Source organism: Parasphingorhabdus sp. NYA22, from assembly GCF_976973735.1.
The window spans coordinates 2590347-2614345 of record NZ_OZ333477.1; the positions used below are offsets into that span (position 1 = coordinate 2590347).

Below are 23999 nucleotides of genomic sequence, written 5' to 3' on the forward strand. Positions count from 1 at the left end.
CGGAAACATTCTTCGAACAATACTATGAAGGACGCGAAGAAATGCGTTTCATTACAGTCCGTCTGCGCCGATCCAATGAAGTTGAAGGCCTAGAGGCTTTCCGAAGCTAGCCAGCTGGTTAAGATGCCCAATGATTTGGCTCATTCCTACAGCGGTTGAATAAAGGCAATCATCCCAATGATCTTAGTTTATAGGTCAAGCAATTTTGGACTGAATTACTGCCCACAAACAGGACTGGTTTGGAATGTTCAATGCATATCAGAGTTTAACCAGGCAATCCTGGATATCCGGCCCTATTTGAAGGACTTGATTACGGCATCAATATTGACCTTCAGAGATTTATCGTGGTGGCGGATTGGCGGGATTTCCATCTCTATATCCATGAGTTGGTACACGGCCATCTGGGCAGCTCGGATAGAATATTCAACTGTAAAAACTACATCTTCAGGTACTTCTACAAACTGGCTTACAAATCCGAGGTTGCTGGATATTTTCGGGACTGGGAGCGGACGATCGGTCAACGCCCGCGGCATAAACATGCTGGTAATATAGGGCATCCGGCACGGAATACAGTTTGCGTTTTGGAAAGTCGTATTCATATCAAAGTTGAGATGACCGCAAAGTTCCCGAAGTATATCTTCTCCGGTACACTCGGACATGGGTTTCGCTACAAAATCGCCTATCCGATCAGGGTGCAATGCATAACCCCAAAACACCTGAATATTATTCGGCTGATTGATGAAATGTGGCTGATGGGCCAACACAACTGACATAAGCCAATTGGAGTCCTTGAACGTAACCAAACCACCGGTGCCAGCCTTATTGCCAGAAAAAGCCTCCATCTGATCAAAAAATGATGGGTCTTTCAGCGTCACGGTAAAGGAAGCCCAATAGGACTCCGGAATACTCGAATTAAATGCCGCAGGATTGCCAAAATCCGGTCGGCCTTCGGCCAGTTTTTCCCAAAGGGCCCAGCCGCCACTATCGGCTTTTGTTAGTTTATCGGGAGCGCTTGTCATCGAGCCAAGGCTGGAGGCATCGGTCATTGAGCCATTTTGGAAGATGACGATGTCATTTTCATTGACCGCGATGGATTTCTCCGCGCCGTCTTGATTTAGCTTGATATCAGTAACTGTGATCATGGATTTGTCAGTTTTGAGCGAGACGTCTGTCACCATAGTGTCGTGAAGAAACCGCACATCTTTTGCCTCAAGCCAATTTAAAAGCGGGAGGACGAGTGAGTCATATTGATTATATTCGGTGCGCTTCACGCCCGCGAGCGTTTCAATTCTTGAAAATTCTTTCATAAACCTATGGAGGTACCGCCGAAATTCAACAGCGCTATGCCAAGGTTGAAAAGCAAAAGTCGTCTGCCACATGTGCCAGAAATTGGTCGTAAAAAACGCCGGGGAAAGCCAGTCTGTTATAATGCTGGTCCCGAGCGTTTCATCGCTTGCTTGCGTCAGTTTTAGCAGCTCCATCCGGTCTGACATGCTAAAGCCCATGGAACTGACATCCAAAATCGAGCGATTATGATCGACCAGTCGTGCCTTGGAATGCGCTTTCATCCGCAAGTTGAAGGCGATAGTTTCATCATAGACCGATACGTCCGGATCTTGAATTGAGGGAATCGTTTTGAAAAGTTCCCATGTGCATTCATAATTATCGGTTGTGAGCATTCTGCCGCCACGTATTACATACCCTTTTTCTGGATCCCCAGCGCCATCTAGGCTTCCTCCTAAAACAGCCATTGCCTCAAAGATGGTTATATTTGCGCCTGGCATGCCGCCATCCCTAATCATGAATGCAGCAGCAGCAAGAGACCCTATCCCGCCGCCAACAAGATACGCTTTTTTATCTTTAACCATTCTGCTTTCCCTTCGATCAAGTCAGCCGCGTTACATATTTCACGGCATCAGCTGGACAAAAACAAGGACGCGAGCGGCGGTACGATATTACACTATTTTCTTAAATCGCTGCCTATTGAGTTGATGAAGCATTTTGGTCAACACCACCCACGCTCCTATCGAACACCAATTTTTACGATAACATATCGCACGCGAGGCATTCTTCATGGAACCGCAAAGTGAAACAAACCATACATCTGGCAAGCTAGAGCTGGAGCCAATCGCAGAGATCAACAGCTCCTGATTATATTGGTACTTTATCAACAATATTGCTGTCCTGGGAATCTCCGTGCGCTAAATTCTCGGCCAAGCCGGGACGCTCGCGGCCGCGGAATATCATCCAGACAAGATAAGCCGACATCAACGCGCCACCAAAGCAAAATACCGACACATAGGCATAGGAGAAAAATATGAATGTGACTGCTAGAACCAGGGCTGCGAGTGCTCCAAAGATACGGACATCACGAATAGAGGACAATAAAAGCGGGCCAATCACGACTGTTACATAGATCAAATAGGTAATCTCTCGGCCAGCGACAAAATCGAGCAACTCCTTGCCTTGATACACAATCAAATGATCGAGGAACTTCGTTTCCAGCCATCCTTGATGAGCAAAATATGGAAAATATTGCAGCCCGCCCAGCATTGCGCCCAATATAGCAAAGCCCAGATAAAGCGGTTTGCGCCGAGCAGGTTCCAGGAAATAGGTCGAAACCGGGATCCAGACTGGCCATGCGAGCCAAGAGAAAAACATATAGACCAGCGATGCCTGCGTAATAAGCGCAATATTATTTTGCGCGCCAGCAACCCAAACAATTCCTTCTGAAAATTGTTGGAGTCCGAAAAGCAGCGGCAAAGCCGCAATTGGCAAGTAACTTTTGTCCGTTCTGTAAGCCCGATGGATGCAAAGCGCCCCCGCTGGGATGAGGAGGGCGGCCGCACCAAAACTGACTTCTGCTGACAAACACATAGATTCTCTCCTTCAGCTGCGAGAAACCGCAATCAAGATGTTTGCATCCTGACGAGTTTACGTCGGCTAATATTCTTCGCTTTCCACCATTTACTCATACGGCCCACTGCGCTTCACCCCTCAGTAATTATACGTAATCAGCCGTTTTTTTTGAGGGGGCGGCATCTCCCAAGCGTATAAATCAATAGAAACACTAATTTTAAGGCGAACAGACACCAAGAAATTGACTGCAATTGAGGAGGAATAAACATGTCTACCCAGATCACGAGTTCCATTTCGAAAAATCGAAGATTAGTGAACGAGGCGCTGGTGGAATCCAAAGATCGTATCTATCATTTTCTCCTGCGACACATCCGGAATGAACAAGATGCACAGGATGTTTTGCAGGATTTTTTCGTCCGAGTTTTGACGCGGGCAGATGACCTTCAAAACTGCGGGAAAATTCGCGGATGGCTCTCCAGCATATTGCGTTCCGTTCTTTCAGATCATTTCAGAAAGCGGAGTCAAGAGACTAGGAAATTAAACGAATATACCACATTCTTGACGCTCTGGGGGCCGGCAGAGGAGGAACCTGAAACAGACTTTCCATGCATCCAGGAAAATCTACCCAAGCTTAATCCAAATTATAAAAAATTGATCGAACGGGCTGATCTATGCGCAGAAGGCCGGACGAAGATATCGAAAGACATTGGTTTGTCAGCAAGTACGCTTCGTGTGAAATTGCACCGCTCGCGGAAGGCCTTGGGCCGTAAAATTAGTCTCGCTCATGCAAGCTGTGTCCATGAATGTGATTTGCAGACGATTTGTCAGGCGAGCGCGCTTCAAGCGAAACCAGCAATGAGTGCCGGGATGCCCTTTGGCTAACCCAACTACCAACGGGCGCTGTGTAACAGCTTCGTTACCAACCCCGCCATTTTTAAGCGTTCGGCACCGCTGTCACCGAAGCCACGTGCCTGCGCCTACGCCAAATCACGAAGGCAATCAAATGACACCCGATTGCTGGATCGTTTTCATCAGCGGCAGGCTGATTATTGGACAGGATATGACATGATCGGGATTGCTATTGACGACTTGGTCACCTGGACCATCATAGGCCTTGAGATGGCGGCGCTGGCCGTGATCGCGGGCGGGTTTGTCTGGAGCGTAGTGAAGGCAATTGCCTCAGTTGTTCGTCACAATATGGAAGATCGTTATACTTCGTTCCGCCGTGAACTTGGCCGCAGCACATTGATTGCGCTTGAGCTTTTAGTAGCTGCGGACATCCTGCGTTCTCTTGTGCTCGAACCATCGCTGACGAACATCGCAGTTCTTGGTGCCCTTGTCACTATCCGGACCTTTCTGAGCTTCTCTATTGATGTGGAGCTGGATGGCTGCTGGCCGTGGGAGCGGGCGAGTGCCCGGGTGCATGGAGCGGCGGGGCGGTAGCCGCCGATGAGCACCGCGTCCATGATCCAACAACTGACTATCCAAGTGTAACGTTTCACGACCAAACCCGTCATTCTAACCACAACGTAAAAAAGGAAAATAGACATGAAATCCCCCACTATTATTTCAATCGCGGCCTTCGCCTTGCTGGCAAGTTCCGCTGCCTATGCAGCGCCCCAGACACCGCAAGCACCTGCACATAAACATGACATGCCAATGTCAAAAGATGGCGCACAAATGCAAATGATGAAAGACAAGGCTGCAACGGCAAAAACACCGGCTGAACGCAATAAGCTGATGTCAGAGAATATGGCCCAAATGAAGGCCCATATGGCTTCCATGAAAGCTAAAATGAGCGAAGGCGGCATGATGGCGCAGGGCAAAGGACCTATGGCTATGGACCCGGCACATATGCAGAAGATGAAGCAGCATATGGGCATGATGCATCAAATGATGGAGCGGCTGATGCTACAGCAGGAACTTATGATGGACCCTGAAAAATAGCCACGATAACTGAGGCGCATTAGAGGGGAAGAAGCCGAGCATGGAAACAGCCTGACTTCTTCCTCGGCTGTGTAACGCGATGGCTCCATGTGCGTCCTAATTACTAACGACACCAATTATTTTGGCGCTGATCGAACAAATCAAACTGTTTGAAAGACTTGCAAAGGAGAAAAGCCATGAACAATATAACAACTGATCCCAAAACCTCCGCGCCGAGAAAAATACTCAAACCCATTATTAAACCTACCGATCCGGTCGAACCCCAGAGCAAAGGGTGCTGCTGTTCCGGTAAGGAACAAGTTATGGAAGATAAGCCCGAGGTTAGTTCAAAATCGTGCTGTTCTAAGAGCTAATCGCCGGTTGAAGGGTCTTGTGATCCAAGCGTGGCCGGCTTCTCTGGTCCGAAGCGTATAGCGCTTTCCGGCAGATATCGCGCGCCACAAACCTGTCACACCTATAATTTCCGGAGATTGCCAATCTCCCGGGAAGACCTTGCGATTAGCGGGTCGTGCAGGAGCAAAGGGAAAGATGATAAAAACTATTCGCAAAAAAGCGCCCTACGCGGAAGGACAACAACAAACCCGGCCTAGCCCCCTGCCGCATCTGTTGACGATCAATTGTGGTTCATCAAGCGTCAAATTTGCAGTCTTTCGTTTGGGTAATAACATCGAACCGGTATTGCGCGGGAAGGTCACGGAAATTGGAAAGGCACAGGGCCATTCATCCGCGCGCTTGGCTGACAGCGCATCTCTTTGGAATGCAAAAAGTTCGAGCAAAAACCATGGCTCAGCCATTGAAAATATTCTCAATCAGCTGGAAAATTACGCAGAACTTTGGAAAATATCGCTTGTTGGTCATCGAATAGTACATGGCGGTCCAGATTTTGTTTCGCCTCTCGCATTGGATTCAGTTATCGAAGCTGAACTGGAGCGCCTAATACCGCTAGCTCCTCTGCATCTACCTGCAAATCTTGCTGCTATTGCAGCGGTTCGAACACGGCTACCCCGCGCAGAACAATTTGCGTGCTTTGATACTGCTTTTCACTCCAACATGCCGGAAAATGCAGCACGAACTGGTCTGCCGCTAAATATGGACGACGGTGTTATTCGCCGGTACGGCTTCCATGGCCTTTCCTATGAATCTACGCTCTACCAACTAGAGCGGCGAGAAGGAGCAGCAGCTCTGAAGGACCGTATTGTGGTCGCCCATCTTGGTGCGGGCGCCAGTATGGCGGCAGTGCATGGCCGGCGGACGATAGATACATCCATGGGCTTTAGCCCGTTATCAGGTCTTCCAATGGCCACCAGAAGCGGCGATATTGACCCTGGACTTATCCTTTATCTCTTAAAGGAAGAGGGCTGGACGTCCGATGAACTGGCCGATCTGCTAAACAACAGATCGGGTTTGCTTGGACAATCAGGAACAAGCGGTGATGCCCAAATTCTTGTTGCAACCAATGCCGGTAAATCTGCCGAAGAAGCGATAGCTTTTTTTTGCTATCAAGCGCGCCGTCACTTCGGCGCATTGGTAGCCGCCATGGGCGGCATTGATCGTTTGATTTTTACCGGCGGAATTGGTGAACATTCTCCAGAAATACGGTACCAGATCTGCAAACCATTGGAGCAATGCTTTGGAACCATAATCGATCCGAAAAAAAATAAAGCCAATAAGCCACTGCTATCTCCAAAACATGGCTCAGTTACCGTGGAGATCAGTTCGGCGGATGAAGAATTAATGATTGCACGTCACGTGGCCGAACTTGTTGGTGCCTACCAAAATGGGAGAGAATTATCATGATATCTTGTTTCCCACACCGCAATATCGCTGCACTTCTTGAAAAGGTCAGCTGATGGATATCACCGTTGAAGACCCGGTCTGCAAACGCAAATTTACGTTGGAAAAAGCGGTCGCCGCTGAAGAATATGAGGGCTGGACTTATTTCTTCTGTAGCACAGAATGTCAGAATATATTCATTGGATCTCCCACAACTTTTGCCAACGGCCCAGCGCCGTTATATTCAGATCCTTAAAATGGCGAGATGAGCGAATAAAAACGGCATTGGCACAAATATAGAGATCGGTTGGCGGGATGTTGGCCAACAATTCCGACAACCGTATCTTTAGGGGCGATCGCGCACTGCCTTCCCCAGCGGTCGCCCCACTCCTCAAAGCCCAGCTGCGTCGTAGTAGCCTTTTTTAGCTTCAAACCGTCTGGCGAGTTCTGATCAACTGTAACATTAAGCGCCGCAGTGCGTCCTTAACAATAAACCGGTTGATATCGATCATCACCCGGCGCTGATTACTCCGAAGAACAGGAGAAAACCATGACAGACAATCTTATTACGTTTTCCGCTTTGCTGTTCATCCTGCTTGCAGTTGGCGCTAGCGCTATCCGCATTGTGGTCGAATATGAGCGCGTGGTCGTCTTCACGCTAGGCCGCTTCACAGGAGTCAAAGGCCCCGGTCTGATTTTTATTATTCCCTTTGTTCAAACTCTTTCCCGCGTGGATTTAAGAACCATCGTCCTTGATGTACCAACGCAAGATCTTATTTCACGCGATAATGTGTCGGTTCATGTCAATGCTGTCATATATTTTAAGGTTGTTGATCCTGAACGCGCGATAATTCAGGTGGAGCAATTTATCGATGCAACCAGCCAGCTCGCACAAACCACCTTGCGATCGGTACTTGGAAAACATGAGCTTGATGAGATGCTCACGGAGCGAGACAAACTCAACAAGGATATCCAAGAGATAATCGACACCCAAACAACCTCCTGGGGCATCAAAGTTGCCAATGTTGAAATCAAGCATGTCGATATAGATGAATCCATGGTTCGCGCGATGGCGAAACAGGCTGAAGCCGAACGTGAGCGCCGGGCAAGAGTGATAAATGCTGAAGGAGAACAGCAGGCAGCGCAAAAGCTTTTGGAAGCTGCAGAAACGCTATCCGGTCACCCTGAAGCGATGCAACTGCGTTATCTTGGCGCGCTTGGCGAAATCGCTGGAGAACGCAGTTCCACAATTGTATTTCCTTTCCCTGTTGAATTTGAAAAATTTTTCAACGGGTTTGCTAGTCAAGACAGCAAAAAGCTGGCTGGGAATGCGGCCAATGAACCCACGCTCTCTGCAGGCAAGAGTGCGGGGTGACTTTCAGCGCTCATAAGCGGCATTTGCTGGTGAGCGAACGAATATGCCAAGCCAGAATAGTGCAGTCGAATAGGGTACGGCAAACAATTTGGAGGTTGGTTTAGAGCATGTTTATTAGCAGTTTCGAAAACCGACTCTTCAGGGGCGGCCGGGCTCCTCCTCCAACCCAGCGCGGTCGCTCCACTTTTAACTGTGGTGGCGACACCATTTTTGCACCTTCTCGATTCCAGATAAACATTCACAATGCTGTTCCATTTAAGCCGTTCACATACGGCAACCGTGACGTTTGAGGAGGGTTTTCATTGACAAAAAACATATCAAACGACTGGCGCACAGGATTTGGCGTCATCAAGCACAGCGCTGCAACAATTGCGCGTACAGATGAATTTTTCGCAAAACGTCAGTACTGGCAAGGATTTACGGATTCCGCCCAAGCAGAGACATTGATTGTAGCGGTCGACCGATTGGCCAACGCCGCGATGTGGCTCACCGCCCATATGACCTATGCCTCCCGGGTTGATATGAGCGGTACCGATTTGCCGGCAGACGCATTTAAACGAAACCCTGAAGGTCATACTGGCGGCGCCCTCAATGTTGCCATCGGGTTTGTTGGCTATTTACTTGCCAACGCCCTGTCTGGACACACGCGTGCCTGGACGCTTGGTCAGGGTCACTGTGTTGCTGCAATAGAGGCAATCAACACGCTGACCGGGGACTTGTCCCCTGCACAAATCGGTCGTTATGAGCGCAGCGAGACCGGGCTTTCCCGTCTCGTTTCAGACTTTTACAGCTATGCGATGAGCGCTGATGGAAGACCCGCGGTACCGCTGGGGAGCCATGTCGGCCCAAACACTGCCGGCGGTGTTTCAGAAGGCGGCTATTTGGGCTTTTCCGAACTCCAATATGTCCATATGCCGTTGCCGGGAGAGCGACTTGTTGCCTTTTTGAGTGACGGCGCATTTGAAGAACAGCGCGGGTCCGACTGGTCTCCGCGCTGGTGGCGAGCCGAAGATAGCGGTTTGGCGGTGCCGATCATGGTCCTCAATGGCCGGCGGATTGAGCAGAGAACCGAAATCGGCCAGGAAGGCGGGGCTGAATGGCTTGAAGCTCATCTTCGCCTCGCTGGATATGATCCAATACTGATCGACGGTCATGACCCTCTCGCCTATGCGATGGCGATATTGGAAGCGGAAGAAAGGCTCAGCCGATTTATTAGATCAAAGCAGGCCTATCCAGCTCCCCTTCCCTATATTATCGCGCGCTGCACAAAAGGATTTGGCTTTCCGGGAGCTGGAACCAACAGATCACATAACCTGCCACTTTCGGGAAACCCGTCCGAAAATGCAGCCGCACGAGCTGAATTTCACGAAGGCGCTAGAAAGCTGTTTGTCCCGGCTGACACGCTGGAAACAGCCGTTAATGCTTTGGCGGTCCATGAAAAGCAGTCTCGGCCAAGAGAAAGTCAGAATTCACTAGCACGCCGGATCGTCGAACTGCCCAGCCTACCCGTGCCAAATTGGACCGATGTCAATAGTCAGCGCGAACGCTGCGCGATGGATGCGATCGATGAATATTTTGTCGATATTGTCCGCGCCAACCCGAAGCTACGACCACGTATTGGCAATCCAGACGAGCTAAGAAGCAACCACATGCCGCGCGCGCTTGAGCTTCTGCACCACCGCGTGAACTTGCCTGAATCTGGGACTCCGGAGGCGGTTGATGGAGCCGTCATAACGGCACTCAACGAAGAAGCGGTTATGAGTGCGGCCTTGGGTAACAAAGGCGGGATCAATATCGCTGTGAGCTACGAAGCTTTTGCGATGAAAATGCTTGGCGCATTGCGACAGGAAATAATTTTCTCGCGCCGCCAGCACGAACTGCTCCAGCCACCAGGCTGGATCAGCGTTCCACTCATTGCAACCTCCCACACTTGGGAAAACGCAAAAAATGAGCAGTCGCATCAAGACCCGACATTGCCCGAAGCATTGCTGGGGGAAATGTCAGATGTATCTCGCGTTATATTCCCTGTTGATCCCAATAGCGCGGTTGCAGCGCTGCGCTCGGTCTACCGAACGCATGGCCAAATTGCGTGCCTGGTAACCGCCAAGCGCGATGTGCCAATCCTCTTTTCAGGTGAACAGGCTGAATTTGCGATGGCGAAGGGCGCAATACAATTTGAGGGCGATGCTACAAACGCGCAGGTACAACTGGTCGCTATCGGCGCTTATCAATTGCAACAAGCAAGACAGGCGCGCGAACGGCTCGGGCAACGCGGGATAAACTGCTCAATTACGGTCATTTTGGAACCGGGGCGGTTTCGGGAGGCGCGCGACGAGATCGAATGGAAATATGCTGTTTTAGACAAAGATTTGCATGTGCTGTTTCCCACAAATCTTCCGCGGATAATAATCTCGCACACGAGACCGGAGCCAATGTTGGGTCTATTGAGGCGGCTTGATGGCGGGCCGAGCCAAACCAAAGCGTTGGGATATTTGTCCAGAGGCGGCACATTGGATGTTTTTGGCATGTTGTTCGCCAATCGTTGCACTTGGGCGCATGCGGTCGCCTCCGCTGCAGGTTTGCTCAAAATCGATCGGGGTTCCCTCCTATCACAGGAAGAATTGGATGCCGTCGACGAGCAGGGTGACCCGCAGATATTGCGGAGAGACTCATCGGGCTCAAAAAATGAGGAGAAAATCGTATGACGCTCACATTGCATAGTCTTGGCGGAGCCGGGACGGTAACCGGATCTCGCCATCTTATCGAAAATGACGGACGCCGGATCATGGTCGATTGCGGACTTTTCCAGGGATATAAGCCCTTACGCGAGCGCAACTGGAAACCGTTTCCGGTTTCTCCAAAAAGCATCGATGCCATTATTCTCACCCACGCGCATCTCGATCATAGCGGCTATCTTCCGAAATTAGTCCGCGAGGGGTTTGAAGGCCCAATCTTCTGTTCATCAGCAAGCGTTGATCTTTGCGAAATACTTTTAAAAGACAGCGCTTTCATTGCGGAGAAAGATGCGTTTCTGGCGAACAAGCACAAATATACCAAACATGCGCCCGCGCTGCCGCTGTACACCATCAAAGATGCCGAAGCTGCCCTGAAACAGTTGCGGCCCATCCCGTTCCACAAGGAAATTGAACTTCCGGGTGGCGGACAGGTCAAGCTGCGCCGAGCCGGGCATATTTTGGGAGCGGCCAATGCCGAGCTTCATTGGGGCGGTAAGACAATCGTCTTTTCGGGGGACATTGGGCGCTACGGTGATCCCTTCATGCTCGATCCCGAGCCCGTCGCGGCGGCCGATTATGTGCTTGTGGAATCGACCTATGGAGACAGAACCCACCCCAAAAATGACCCAATGGAAGCTCTTGGAGACGTCATCGAAAAAACGGTCCGAAGGGGCGGAACAGTCATTATTCCGGCATTTGCTGTCGGGCGCGCCCAATTGATCATGTATTACCTATGGAAACTAAAACAGGCCGGAAGAATAAAAATCGTTCCGATTTTCCTCGATAGTCCCATGGCGATTAACGCAACAGATTTGCTGTGCCGCCATCTGGATGATCATCGCCTCTCGCCAGACGTTTGCAAGCAGTCTTGCGATATTGCAACCTATCTGCGCGAAGTCGATGATTCCAAACGCATAACGCGTGATACCACGCCCAAGGTAGTGATCGCCGCTAGCGGCATGCTTACCGGCGGACGCGTTCTCCATCATCTCAAGGCCTTTGGCCAGGACAGCAGAAACACAATCCTGTTTTCAGGCTATCAGGCGGGGGGAACGCGCGGCGAAAAACTGCTGAATGGCGCTGAAAGCGTCAAAATGTTCGGTCAGTGGCTCCCGATTCGCGCTGAAATTGCAAGCCTTCCGGCGTTATCGGCCCACGCAGATTCAGACGAAATCCTGAAATGGCTGTCCGGATTCAAGCACGCTCCTGCCCGAACTTTTGTGGTGCACGGAGAACCTAAGGCCTCAGATGCTTTGCGGATGCGGATTGGAGAAGAGTTGGGCTGGAACAGCACCGTCGTTGATTCGACTGATCGTTATTTTTTGGAAGGTTAAATGTCATGTCGACCGGCAACCACATTGAAGCCCATAATTTGCTGAAATCAAAGCGTCTCAGTCTCTACACCCAGGATGAGGTGATCGTGCTTATGCGCACCGATTGTCCGGTTTGCATATCGGAAGGCCTGACTTCCCGATCGCGCGTGCGTCTAACGTCTGTCTCGGGACGTGAAATTCTCGCAACACTTTTTCAAGTCGAGAATGACTGGCTAACAACCGGAGAAGCTGGATTATCCGAGGCCGCCTGGACGAAGCTTGGGGTTGACGACGGAACTTTTATTTCGGTTAGCCATGCACCAACTGTAGGATCGTTGGCAGATATAAGACGCAGAATTTATGGGGGGCGCTTAGACGAACCGGCCTTTCAGGGAATTATTGGCGATATTGCCGCTGGACACTACGCAGATATCCATTTGGCAACGTTTATCGCAACATGTTCGGCTCTCCCGCTCGACATTGAAGAAATATGCCATTTAACCAAGGCAATGGTGGGCGCAGGAGAACGTTTGTCATGGGACGCTCCGATGATTCTGGACAAACATTGTGTCGGCGGATTGCCGGGCAACCGCACCACACCGATTGTCGTGGCGATAGTTGCCAGTCTGGGCTTCACAATGCCAAAAACGTCATCGCGCGCCATTACATCTCCTGCAGGTACTGCCGATACGATGGAAACGCTCGCCCCGGTTGATCTGGATATCGATCAAATGCGCCGCGTGGTGGAAGAGCAAGGCGCCTGTATTGCCTGGGGCGGCGCCGTCAATCTCAGCCCGGCAGATGATATTTTGATCCGCATCGAGCGGGCTCTTGATATTGATACAGAAGGACAGTTGATCGCATCTGTTTTATCTAAAAAAATTGCTGCCGGTGCCACCCATGTCGTCCTTGACTTACCGGTTGGTCTGACTGCCAAAGTCCGTTCGCTGGACAAGGCCAAAATATTGGGTGAGCATCTTTCCGCTGTCGCGGCCAATTTTGGGTTGGAGACACGATGTGTTTTTACAGACGGCTCTCAACCTGTGGGACGCGGCATTGGCCCTGCCCTTGAGGCGCATGACATTTTATCTGTCCTGCAAAACAATCCGGATGCACCGCAAGACCTGAGGAAGCGGGCAATATTAATTGCCGCACAGGCTCTGGAGCTGGCAAATCACGTGGACGATGGTGGCGGGCTTGCTGCGGCGGAGGCCGCCTTGGTTGATGGCCGGGCATGGAACAAATTTCAGGCGATTTGCGAGGCGCAAGGCGGCATGCGCACGCCCCCGGTCGCTCCATTGACCTGCCCCCTGTTGGCGCAGAGCAGCGGCAAGATATCCTCCATCGACAATCGTAAATTATCGCGATTAGCAAAATTGGCCGGAGCCCCGCGCCAAAAGGCCGCAGGGATTGTCATGCAGGTCCGCCTCGGCGAGCGTGTTACGAACGGTCAGCCATTACTCACGGTCCATGCCGAAGCCAAGGGCGCCCTGGATTATGCGCTGGAATATGCTGCTGCCAATCCAGATATATTGAAAATAGAGGAGTAACCATGCGCATTTTTATCCCCTTGCCGGGCAATGAAACCTTGGCGGCCGATCTTGCCAGACTATCCTCCTCCGCGCTGGGTACATTGGAAACCCGTCACTTCCCTGACGGGGAATCTTATATTCGTTTGACCGATGATGTGACGGGGAAAGATGTGGATTTTGTTTGCACCCTCGCTCGCCCCGATGATCAGATACTGCAGCTTATTTTTGCGGCGAAAACCGCGCGTGAACTGGGCGCAAAAACCGTGCGCCTCATTGCGCCCTATCTGGCCTATATGCGGCAAGACAAGAGATTTCAGGAGGGGGAATCCATATCCTCCACGCATTTTGCCAAGCTGCTATCAGATTGCTTCGACAGTTTGATCACGATTGACCCTCATCTGCACCGAATAGCGGATCTGGGAGAAATATTCACCATACCAACCAAGGTCAAACATGCTGCGCCCCTTTTAGCCGACTGGATCAGGGACAATGTCGAGAATGCTCTCGTGGTGGGCCCTGATTCCGAAAGCCAGCAATGGGTTGAGGCTGTTGCAGAACGAGCAGGCGCACAGCGCCTCGTTCTCAATAAAAACCGCCTCGGTGATCACGAGGTCGAGATATTGGTGCCGGACTTGAGCGATTATGCAGGCCTGGCTCCGGTGCTTGTCGATGATATTATTTCATCAGGGCGAACGATGATCGAAACCGCCGAAGCCCTGATCGCGCGGGGTTTCCGTAGACCCTATATATTGACTGTGCATGCCCTGTTTACCGGCAGCACCTATTGGCAGCTAAACCAACTTGCCAAAGATATCATCTCGACAGACGCCGTTCCGCACGAAACATCCCGGATCGGGATTGCAGAACTGCTCTTGTAGCTCAAGGCATGGGCAACATTTTTAACTGGATTGGAAAGAGACAGAGAAATGGCAGACGATCATAAGATCAAAGTCGCAATTGTCGGATATGGCGTGATCGGTAGCCGCACGGCCACCGCAATAAGACTACAGTCCGACATGATACTATCGGGCGTGGCTGATGTCGCGACAGATTGGCGCATTGCCCAGATTATAAGCCAGGGCATCCCGCTTTTCGCGGCCACAGCAGAAGCCAGCGCAGCTATGGAGGCGGCAGGCTTACCCACTAACGGACTATTGACCGATCTTGTGGAATCAAGCGACATCATTGTCGATTGTACGCCCAAGCACCGAGGCGCTGAGAATGCCGAATTATATCGCAAACTTAAGCGGCCCTTCATCGTTCAAGGCGGTGAAAAACATGATGTAACCGGCCATTCCTTTGTAGCAGAATCAAGCTATTCCAGTACGATCGGACGCAGCGCAACGCGCGTGGTTAGCTGCAATACAACGTCTATCGTTCGCACATTGGGAACCCTCAAGAACGCGGGCCTCTTGAAGAAAGCGCGCGGAACACTGATGCGTCGCGCAACCGACCCATGGGAAAGCCATCTTGGCGGCATCATGAATACGCTTGTTCCTGAGCCCGAAGTCCCGAGCCATCAGGGGCCTGATGCCAGACTTGTTGATCCGGATCTCGATGTCACAACGATCGCAGTCCGGGTGCCCGAAACGCTCGCTCATCTTCACACCTGGTACGTCGAAATGGCGAGAGCGGCCACAAAAGCGGCTGTTCTTGACGCGCTATCCCAATCATCGCGGATACTGCTAATCGACAGCCGCACGGGACTATCGGCAATAAATGTGGTGAAGGAGTGGATGGCTGAAAATGGACGTCGCCACGCCAATCTCTATGAAGTGGCGATATGGCGTGATCTGCTGACAGTTGACGGAACCGATCTATATTTTAGCTATATGGTTGATAACCAAGCCATCGTGATCCCGGAGACTATTGATGCTATACGCGCACTTGCGGGCAATGAGCAGGACCCTGCCGTATCAATCGCCAAAACGAACGAATCTCTGGGGATTGGCGATCTTGTTATACCCCAATGGGCCGTACAAAAAAGCTTGGGCCATGATGGCTGACATCGGTATGATCTCATCTGAGGAGCTGAAAGTGGTAAATAGTCGACGGAAAATAGCGTTACAAAAAAAGAGCGATATGGTTGATGAAGCGCTGCGTGAAAGCTTCCCTGCCAGCGACCCGCCGGCATGGACGCTCGGCATTGACCAAGGAGATGATGTGCAAAGAAACCCAGGTCGCCGCGAAACCAGCAAAAAACCTGCAAAGAAATGATATCGTCATGACCTCTCTACGCCCCATAGACAGTCTTGAAAGCCATGAGGTTACAAACCAACCGCCCACGCTAGAAGCATTTGACCGGTTTGGCTCAGATCAGGCGCTGGTCGATGCAGTCAAAATGGCGGGAGGCGAAGTTCACAAGCAACGACTTACCAGCTTTGGCATACGCACTGGTTCCAGCGAAGTCATTGGCTGGGGAGAAGCGGCCAACCGAAACCCGCCCGTGCTTGACACCCATGACCGTCAAGGAAGACGGATCGATGAAGTGCAATTCCACCCATCCTACCATCAACTGATGACGCTTGGCCTCGGCGAAGGCGTGGCCGCCGCCGGTTGGAATGGAACCGAAGCAGGCCATGTTCTTCACGCAGCGTTGAGTTTCCTGCTCGGGCAAGTTGATGCTGGCACCGGGTGTCCCATGACCATGACCTACGCCGCCGTCGCCGCCTTGAAACGTGACCCAGATGTCGGAAATGAGTGGATCGGGCGGATCACATCGTCACTTTACGATCCCGTTGTCCGACCAGCACCTGAAAAAAAGGGTGTCACAATCGGAATGGCGATGACCGAAAAACAGGGGGGATCGGACGTCTGCGCGAACACGACACGGGCGGAATATGCAGATGGTGCTTATCAACTAACTGGGCATAAATGGTTCTGTTCTGCGCCCATGTGCGACGCATTCCTGACGCTAGCCTACACAGATAATGGTCTGACCTGCTTTATCGTTCCGCGCTGGACGCCTGATGGCCAGCGTAACGCAGGGTTTCGCGTAATCCGGCTCAAGGACAAGCTTGGTGATCGCTCCAACGCATCTGCGGAAATCGAGTATCATCGTGCTTATGCGCAGCGTCTTGGCGAAGAGGGTCAAGGCGTGAAAACCATTATTCAGATGGTTCAGCATACCCGTTTTGATTGCATAGTGGGTTCAGCTTCCACAATGCGTGCCGCAATTACCGAAGCGCTGTGGCATACCGCTCATCGCACCGTCATGCAGCGCCGGTTAATCGAGCAACCGGCAATGATGTCCGTGCTGGCCGATCTCGCTGTAGAAAGCGAAGCCGCCACCGCTCTCGCCTTCCAGGTCGCTGCAACATTTGATATGGCGGACCCGCTATCCCGTCTGCTTACGCCTATTGCAAAATATTGGGTATGCAAGCGTGCGCCCGCGATGGTGTATGAAGCAATGGAATGTCTGGGCGGAACAGGCTATGTCGAAACTGGTCCGATGCCGCGCCTTTTCCGTCAGTCTCCGCTGAACGCGATCTGGGAAGGCTCGGGAAATGTGATCGCGCTGGATGTCTTGCGCGCAATGGAACGCGAACCCCAAGCGCTCGACAGTCTGCGGGAATTTCTGTTTTCTGCAAGCGGGCGCTATCCTTCCTATGACGATCACCTGAAAACTCTGGAATTTGGTAGCCTGGTGGAGCATGATGCCCGAAACATCGTCGAACGTCTTGCAATGACCGCTCAGGCAGCAGTAATCATAAATGCGGACAATCCCGTTGCTGAAGCTTTTTGCAAGTTAAGATTTGATCGACCCAGTAATCTTTTTGGTGCTTCCACCGCGGTCATTGACACGCGGTCCATCATTGAAAGAGCCATGCCGTCAATTTTAGAGTAGTGAACCAGCAATGAGCGGTTATCGAAGGTTTTTTAACACTATCGTCTTTGGTTGTTACCCATCCAGCAAGGTAAAACCCTGCTTCCAAGAGCGATCAGATCAAGCTAAGAGACCAATAATAACGGGAGTGGACAATTTAGAAGCAAATTTCGGGTAACACCGCCGAACAGATATTCATGGGTTCGGCTCCGCCCGAAAGCCCCGGCGACCATAACACCGGCCTGCAGATTTTGTGCCGTAGATATGAGAATATCCGAAGGATGAGTGTCCGTCGTCAGATAATTTGAGACATATGGCGGTTTAAAATAGGCGAGTATTTGGTTCCATCTGGTTGGTTGATATTAGGCGGCGATCTTGCGGTATTGCAATCGCCTTTGTTCGATGGTTTTTCGTTTGATCCTTTCTCGTTGTTTGATGATAGATTCTGCCCTGCCGAAGTAGGCATCGGCGGGTGTGACGTTTTTCAGGCTCTCGTGATAACGTTGGTGATTATAGTGCTCGACGAACGCCTCGACCTGCGCTTCGAGATCGCCGGGCAGATAATAATTTTCGAGCAGGATGCGGTTTTTGAGGGTCTGGTGCCAGCGTTCGATCTTGCCCTGGGTTTGCGGATGGAACGGTGCACCGCGAACGTGGCGCATCTTCTTGTCGGCCAGATAATCCGCAAGTTCACCCGCAACGTAGCTTGGCCCGTTGTCCGATAGCAGGCGCGGTTTGTGCAGCACATGCGCCTGCCCGCAGCCTGATGCCTCAAGAGCCAGCTCCAGCGTATCGGTGACATCTTCTGCGCGCATGGTCGTGCACAGTTTCCAGCTGATTATATAGCGGCTGTAGTCATCGAGGATCGTCGACAGGTGTCCGTCGTCAGATAATTTGAGACATATGGCGGTTTAAAATAGGCGAGTATTTGGTTCCATCTGGTTGGTTGATATTAGGCGGCGATCTTGCGGTATTGCAATCGCCTTTGTTCGATGGTTTTTCGTTTGATCCTTTCTCGTTGTTTGATGATAGATTCTGCCCTGCCGAAGTAGGCATCGGCGGGTGTGACGTTTTTCAGGCTCTCGTGATAACGTTGGTGATTATAGTGCTCGACGAACGCCTCGACCTGCGCTTCGAGATCGCCGGGCAGATAATAATTTTCGAGCAGGATGCGGTTTTTGAGGGTCTGGTGCCAGCGTTCGATCTTGCCCTGGGTTTGCGGATGGAACGGTGCACCGCGAACGTGGCGCATCTTCTTGTCGGCCAGATAATCCGCAAGTTCACCCGCAACGTAGCTTGGCCCGTTGTCCGATAGCAGGCGCGGTTTGTGCAGCACATGCGCCTGCCCGCAGCCTGATGCCTCAAGAGCCAGCTCCAGCGTATCGGTGACATCTTCTGCGCGCATGGTCGTGCACAGTTTCCAGCTGATTATATAGCGGCTGTAGTCATCGAGGATCGTCGACAGGTAATACCAGCCCCAGCCAATGATCTTGAGGTAGGTAAAATCAGTCTGCCACAGCTGGTTGGGCGCCGTTGTCTTGTCCTTGAACTCGCTGGCGGCCTTCATCACGATGAAGTTCGGGCTGGTGATCAGGTCGTGGGCCTTGAGCAGGCGGTAAACGCTGGCCTCCGACACGAAGTAGCGCTGTTCATCGGTAAACGTCACCGCCAGCTCGCGGGGCGATAGCTCGCAGCGTTCCAGCGCCATATCCAGGATCTTGTCCTGCACCTCCTCCGGGATCCGGTTCCATGCCCGGCGCGGACCGGGACGCCGATCTTCTAGCGCCTCTTCGCCGAACCGCTGGTACAGATCATACCAGCGGTAGAAGGTAGGCCGGGCGATGCCCAGCCTGTCGAGCGTCTGCTTGGCAGGCAGATGGCTTTTCTCGACCAGCCTGATGATCTCGAGCTTTTCTGATGCAGGATATCTCATTCTTCGCCTTCCCCATCCCCGATCATGCTTTTTTTAAGCAGACGCATCTCAAGCATCTGTTCAGCGACAACCTCCTTCAGATCTCGGGCTTCCTTACGAAGGTCGCGCACCTCATCAGTATTGGCAGCGCGGGCAGTATCGCCAGCCAGCCTGCGCTTGCCAGCCTCCATGAAGTCCTTCGACCATTTGTAATACACGCCCTGCGCGATACCCTCACGGCGGCATAGCTCGGCAATGCTATCTTCGCCGCGCAGACCCTCCAGCACGATCCGGATCTTCTCTTCCGCGCTATACTGTTTGCGGGTCGCTCTGCGGATATCTTTGACCACCCGCTCCGCGGGGGCTTTCGAGTGTTTTGGTTTCATTTCCGTTCCTTACAGTCACTGCAATGAAACCAAAACACTCGCTTATTTTATGCAGCCAGTCTGTCTATTGAATGCTGACGGGGGACAGAGCACGAAAGTTCACGCCTTAACCAAAAATTGCCCCATCATTCCGGCATCTTCATGTTCGAGAATATGACAATGATACATGTAGGGTAGTTCTGAATCGGTATATTCTTCAAAGCGCAATAGTACTCGAACGACTTCACGCGGCGCAACCACCACTGTATCTTTCAGCCCTCGATCCTGCGGACCTGGTTGACGACCATCGCGGTCCAGCACACGAAACTGCACATCATGAATGTGAAAGGGATGCGCCATCATCGAAGCATTCTCTATCTGCCAGATTTCTGTCGTGTTGACTTTTACCGTCTCGTCGATGCGCTGCATATCCATGGATTTGCCGTTGATCGTAAAGCCGCCACCGCGCATCATGTTCATACCCATGCCCATTTGAAGCATAAATCGTCGCGTCTTGATGGCAGTTTCCGGTTCAACCGGTGCCAGTGCAATCAGTCGGCTTGGCATTACGATGGTCTGCCGTCTTTGAGCTGCAGGCCGAATGTTAAGCACGGTGAAGCGTCGTCGTTCATCCATCATGCCTTCCCGGCGCCCGCCGCTTCCTCCCATCCGGTCGCCACTATCGCGCATACCGCGGTTTCCCATACCGCCGCCCATCATCCCCATCATTCCCATGGTTTCAAGGCTATCTGCACGGAGGATAGTTGGCCTGCCATCGCTCAGATCGACGACAATTTGCGCTCGCTCACCCGGGGCGAGAACGACATTGTTTGTACGATAAGGCTGTTCGAAGAGACCGCCATCGCTTCCTATCTGCATGAAAGGACGCCCATCATCAAATCCAAAGCGATAGAACCGCGCGTTCGAGCCATTGAGAAGGCGTATCCGCAACAAGTCGCTGCGGGCTTCGTAAACCGGATCGACGATCCCGTTTACAAGCAGAGTATCACCCATCATCCCCATCATGACATCGCGCATCGATGTAGAATAAGCAAAACTGCCATCGCGGTTGAAGGCGCGGTCCTGAACGATCAGTGGAATATCATCGACGCCATAGTCATTCGGCAGGTCGAGCCGCTCGCTTTCGTCATCGCGAACATAGATGGCCCCGGCCAGTCCCTGATAGACCTGCGGACCGGACCGACGGTGCGCGTGGGAATGATACCAGAACATTGATGCCCGCTGCTTCACCACGAAGCTTGGCGACCATGTGCTGCCGGGCGCTATCGGTTGATGCGGCCCGCCATCGGCACGGGCAGGCAAGTGAAAGCCGTGCCAATGCACGGTAGCCGTTTCGGAAAGGTCACTACTGACGTTCATGCGAACGGTTTCCCCGGCATACATTTCAAGTGTTGGGCCGAGATAGGATTGGTTGATGCCTATCGTCGGAGTTTGCACACCTTCGAGAAACTGAGAAACACCGCGTTGCAGTTTCAGATCGAATACGCGGATGCCATTTTCCCGTTCTCCCGAGTAAAGCGGCGGTATAAGTAAAGAGCGACCTGAAGTCGCTCGCACAGATGCGGCCCCCTGGCCTCCGATGAATTGGCGGGTCGCCATGCCTCCAATTGCAATAACTCCACCGCCAAGCACAGCGGCACCAATCACAGACCGTCTATTCACCATGTTAAACATTCCTAATAATAATGTTATCGGCTTGAAGGGCATTCATACCGTATGCCTATCCTTTGGCCGCTCACCATCATGTCCCTTGCCGATCAACCAGAATCCCAGACCAATAACAGCGACAACCAAAACCTGAGCCAAAATGGGCTGGAGTGCTGGATAGATGCCAAGCATCGATATTCGCGGAAAATCCTTAAGCGGCGTAACATCAAGCATACCGGCTTCCTGCAAAGCGCCAATGCCTTTTCCTGTCAACACCACGGTCAGTACAATCATCAATGCCGAACTATAAGCGAAGAATTTTCTAATCTGCAGTTTGCGGCTGTAGCGCAGCATAGCCCAGGCGAGGGCAGCCAGCAGAAGTAGGGCTGCTCCCGAACCGGCAATAATCGATACGCCAGTGTCATCGCTCCAAAGCGCCGCGAAAAACAGGATTGTTTCAAAAACTTCCCGATAAACAACCAGAAATGCAAGGCCGAATAGGAACCAGGCCGAGCCTCGCGACAGAGCCTTGTTCATTGTTTCGCGGATATAGCGCTGCCACTCATCAACTCGCGATTTACCATGCATCCAGAGTCCGACGAACAGAAGGATGGCAGCGGCAAAAAGTGACCCAAAACCTTCGGTGAGCTCTCTGCTGGCTCCGCTAATCCCGATGATGTAGGTTGCGGCAAACCAGGTCACTCCGCCAGCAATGAGGGCCGTGATCCAACCACCATGAACATAGGACATGACTTCTGGGCGTTCAGCCTTGCGAAGAAATGCTATCATAGCGACTATGATAAGGATCGCTTCCAGTCCCTCACGCAGCAAGATGGTGAATGCCCCGACAAAAGCCGATGCGCCGCTTGCATTGTCAGGAACAAGGATAGCCTCCGCCTGTGCAAATTGCACTTTGAGAGTTTTGATCTGACTTTCGACGTCGGACACGGGCCGGTTTTTATCGATGGCATCGCGAAGCTGGGCCATTGATCGCTCAATACTGCTGAGCAAGTCTGCGTCGCGCGTACCGAGTAAGGCCTCAAATGGCTCGAAACCATCCAGATAGGCAGAAAGTGCCAAATCCTTAGCCGCACTTTTCTGACCGGCGCGGTACGCGGCCAGGCTTTCGTCCAGTTTTGTGCGAGCGAGGTCAAGCGATCCACCAGAAGCTTTTGCAATCGCCTCTGGATGGCGGCGCAAGAACGCGAAAACAGCGTCGGCCTTGTCTGGCCGGACCTTGCTAGCAAGTATGACAGGAGTCATGCTTGACCATGCTGTCAGATCGGGGAATTGCGCGCGAATGGAGGCATCACTTTCCCAGATCTTTTCTCCTCGCGCTACATCATCGAACGCAAAGCTGCCAGTATATGCTGCCAGATCCCAACGGTCCTGCGCGGGCAGATCGGAAAAGCTTTGCATGGCCGTTCCATCAAGGCCCTGTCCGATCACCTGATACAAACCAAACAGGCTGCGCTGACGCGCGCGTTCTGCATCCGTGAAATCAATTGGTGCCGGATCGAGGCCCCGCGCATCAGGCCCTTGCCCGTTGCCCGAAAGCCCATGACAGCTCGCGCAATTTTGCGCGTATAATCGTGCGCCGTTCTGCAAGTCAGGCGTATTGTGAGGCGCCAGCGGGACGGGATAGCCGCGCAACAAATTGCTCGCCAGCAAGCGGGCATCTTGCGCAACCTTGTCCGCTGGTGCCTTGTCGGCAATGGCGATTTTCATGTCATTGGCTTGTGCGATCAACGCAGCACGGTCGCTGGCTGCTGGCAACTCCGTAATACGCTTGGCTGCCGATTCTGAGAATTCAATCATTTCGGCATATTCCGCCTCGCTGATCACTTTCCCGTCTTCAACCGCGCCGGGATAATCAACGGCGATATAGTCCAGGAGGCGCCATATGGTTTGGACATCTCCCGCATTGGCTTGGGCAGAGAATGGCAGGCATGCCGCAATTAGAAACAGCAAGGACAATGAAGCGGTGCGAAGATTGATGAGATGCATCACGCCGGATTGTCCGCCGACGTTTTATGATCTTGAAGTTCGATTAACGCATTTTGCAAAATCTGGTAAGCGGAATGGATAAAAATCAAAGCGATGATCGCGGCCACCGCAATATCAGGCCAGGATTTCCCGGTCCACGCCACAAGACCCGCTGCACAGATTACGGCGACATTTGCAATCGCGTCATTTCGGCTGAAAAGCCAGACTGCTTGGACATTCGCATCGCCCTCGCGAAAGCGCGAAAGAACAAAGGCAGACACCACATTTATGCCAAGCGCTAAAAACCCCAGTGCTCCCATAATTCCGGCCTCGGGAACCCCCGGGTCAATCGCCCGCAAGAGGGCAAAGCCGATGACGCCCATACCCAAAAGGGCAAGGAAAATTCCTTGAATCAATGCCACACGTGACCGTAGGACCGCAGTCCAGCCAAGTGCAAACAGTCCAACAAGGGTTATCGATCCATCGCCCAGGAAATCAAGGGCATCGGCCTTCAGTGCTTGGCTGTCAGCGATAAATCCACCGACAATCTCGAACAGGCCGAAGCCGATATTGAGGATAATGACAATCCATAATGCCCGCCGATATGCCGGGTCATCCTGTGCTCTTTTTGGATCGCCCGTGCAGCCGCATTCATCTGTTTCTTCCATGCTCATGAGCTTGCCTTACAACCTCCAGTTACTGTAGAAG

At 52.0% G+C, this 23999-nt stretch carries 20 protein-coding genes and 1 pseudogene; 13 read left to right on the forward strand and 8 right to left on the reverse strand.

The genetic code is table 11. The annotated features are described in order from the left end of the window. Positions 1 to 293: 293 nt before the first annotated feature. Together ACWFTY_RS12470 and ACWFTY_RS12475 are read right to left on the reverse strand one after the other, a co-directional pair. On the reverse strand, positions 294 to 1868 hold the full coding sequence (locus ACWFTY_RS12470) for an oleate hydratase (protein ID WP_447524523.1): 1575 nt from the start codon (positions 1866 to 1868) through the stop codon (positions 294 to 296). A gap of 283 nt (positions 1869 to 2151) precedes the next feature. After that, positions 2152 to 2877, reverse strand: coding sequence for a DUF6629 family protein (locus ACWFTY_RS12475; RefSeq protein ID WP_335656572.1), 726 nt, complete (start codon positions 2875 to 2877; stop codon positions 2152 to 2154). 249 nt (positions 2878 to 3126) lie between these two features. On the opposite strand from ACWFTY_RS12475, the gene ACWFTY_RS12480 reads away from it, so the two are divergent. From ACWFTY_RS12480 to ACWFTY_RS12540, 13 genes are all read left to right on the forward strand, one after another. Continuing rightward, positions 3127 to 3741, forward strand: a complete 615-nt coding sequence (locus ACWFTY_RS12480) for an RNA polymerase sigma factor (RefSeq protein ID WP_447524524.1) — start codon at positions 3127 to 3129, stop codon at positions 3739 to 3741. 132 nt (positions 3742 to 3873) lie between these two features. Then, positions 3874 to 4302: a DUF1622 domain-containing protein gene (locus tag ACWFTY_RS12485; RefSeq protein WP_335656574.1), complete on the forward strand. Its 429-nt coding sequence runs from the start codon at positions 3874 to 3876 to the stop codon at positions 4300 to 4302. Positions 4303 to 4407: 105 nt separating this feature from the next. Continuing rightward, positions 4408 to 4806 (forward strand): hypothetical protein, encoded by a 399-nt coding sequence (locus ACWFTY_RS12490; RefSeq protein ID WP_335656575.1) that lies wholly within the window; start codon positions 4408 to 4410, stop codon positions 4804 to 4806. A 528-nt stretch (positions 4807 to 5334) separates the two neighbouring features. Beyond that, the gene (locus tag ACWFTY_RS12495) at positions 5335 to 6603 is read left to right on the forward strand and encodes an acetate/propionate family kinase (RefSeq protein WP_422343035.1); all 1269 of its coding nucleotides are present in this window, start codon (positions 5335 to 5337) and stop codon (positions 6601 to 6603) included. 52 nt (positions 6604 to 6655) lie between these two features. Continuing rightward, positions 6656 to 6835, forward strand: coding sequence for a YHS domain-containing protein (locus ACWFTY_RS12500; protein WP_422343034.1), 180 nt, complete (start codon positions 6656 to 6658; stop codon positions 6833 to 6835). A gap of 294 nt (positions 6836 to 7129) precedes the next feature. After that, a complete protein-coding gene (locus ACWFTY_RS12505) occupies positions 7130 to 7954 on the forward strand; it encodes a slipin family protein (RefSeq protein ID WP_422343033.1) in 825 nt (274 codons plus the stop codon). A gap of 302 nt (positions 7955 to 8256) precedes the next feature. Beyond that, the gene (locus ACWFTY_RS12510; protein ID WP_422343032.1) at positions 8257 to 10659 is read left to right on the forward strand and encodes a phosphoketolase family protein; all 2403 of its coding nucleotides are present in this window, start codon (positions 8257 to 8259) and stop codon (positions 10657 to 10659) included. Beyond that, positions 10656 to 12023: an MBL fold metallo-hydrolase RNA specificity domain-containing protein gene (locus ACWFTY_RS12515; protein ID WP_447524525.1), complete on the forward strand. Its 1368-nt coding sequence runs from the start codon at positions 10656 to 10658 to the stop codon at positions 12021 to 12023. Before ACWFTY_RS12510 ends, ACWFTY_RS12515 begins: the two co-directional genes overlap by 4 nt. Before the next feature lie 5 nt (positions 12024 to 12028). Next, positions 12029 to 13552 carry a thymidine phosphorylase family protein gene (locus ACWFTY_RS12520; RefSeq protein WP_447524526.1) on the forward strand — a complete coding sequence of 508 codons (1524 nt, stop codon included), beginning with the start codon at positions 12029 to 12031 and terminating at the stop codon, positions 13550 to 13552. 2 nt (positions 13553 to 13554) lie between these two features. Continuing rightward, complete coding sequence (locus ACWFTY_RS12525) at positions 13555 to 14412, forward strand: ribose-phosphate pyrophosphokinase (protein ID WP_447524527.1); 858 nt, start codon at positions 13555 to 13557, stop codon at positions 14410 to 14412. Positions 14413 to 14460: 48 nt separating this feature from the next. Further along, positions 14461 to 15540 carry a type II glyceraldehyde-3-phosphate dehydrogenase gene (locus tag ACWFTY_RS12530; RefSeq protein WP_335660974.1) on the forward strand — a complete coding sequence of 360 codons (1080 nt, stop codon included), beginning with the start codon at positions 14461 to 14463 and terminating at the stop codon, positions 15538 to 15540. Further along, complete coding sequence (locus ACWFTY_RS12535; protein WP_332041259.1) at positions 15530 to 15751, forward strand: hypothetical protein; 222 nt, start codon at positions 15530 to 15532, stop codon at positions 15749 to 15751. The genes ACWFTY_RS12530 and ACWFTY_RS12535 overlap by 11 nt, the downstream gene beginning before the upstream one ends. After that, positions 15681 to 17381, forward strand: coding sequence for an acyl-CoA dehydrogenase family protein (locus ACWFTY_RS12540; RefSeq protein WP_447524528.1), 1701 nt, complete (start codon positions 15681 to 15683; stop codon positions 17379 to 17381). The genes ACWFTY_RS12535 and ACWFTY_RS12540 overlap by 71 nt, the downstream gene beginning before the upstream one ends. A 104-nt stretch (positions 17382 to 17485) precedes the next feature. Here the strand turns inward: ACWFTY_RS12540 and ACWFTY_RS12545 are convergent, their stop codons facing one another. The 6 genes and pseudogenes from ACWFTY_RS12545 to ACWFTY_RS12570 all read right to left on the reverse strand — a co-directional run bounded on the left by ACWFTY_RS12545 (position 17486) and on the right by ACWFTY_RS12570 (position 23965). Continuing rightward, entirely contained in the window at positions 17486 to 17698 is a 213-nt protein-coding gene (locus ACWFTY_RS12545) for a universal stress protein (RefSeq protein ID WP_447526891.1), read from the reverse strand. A gap of 24 nt (positions 17699 to 17722) precedes the next feature. Further along, positions 17723 to 18238, reverse strand: a pseudogene (locus ACWFTY_RS12550) (transposase); the annotation flags it as partial. Between the two features lie 74 nt (positions 18239 to 18312). Next, a protein-coding gene (locus ACWFTY_RS12555) for an IS3 family transposase (protein ID WP_447524529.1) occupies positions 18313 to 19658 on the reverse strand; the annotation gives its coding sequence in 2 pieces (ribosomal slippage) (positions 18313 to 19326 and positions 19329 to 19658; 1344 coding nt in all). Positions 19659 to 19757: 99 nt separating this feature from the next. Continuing rightward, positions 19758 to 21365 carry a multicopper oxidase family protein gene (locus ACWFTY_RS12560; protein ID WP_447524530.1) on the reverse strand — a complete coding sequence of 536 codons (1608 nt, stop codon included), beginning with the start codon at positions 21363 to 21365 and terminating at the stop codon, positions 19758 to 19760. After that, positions 21366 to 22961, reverse strand: coding sequence for an FTR1 family protein (locus tag ACWFTY_RS12565; RefSeq protein WP_447524531.1), 1596 nt, complete (start codon positions 22959 to 22961; stop codon positions 21366 to 21368). A 350-nt stretch (positions 22962 to 23311) separates the two neighbouring features. Next, positions 23312 to 23965 carry a cation transporter gene (locus tag ACWFTY_RS12570; RefSeq protein ID WP_422343021.1) on the reverse strand — a complete coding sequence of 218 codons (654 nt, stop codon included), beginning with the start codon at positions 23963 to 23965 and terminating at the stop codon, positions 23312 to 23314. Positions 23966 to 23999: the final 34 nt, after the last annotated feature.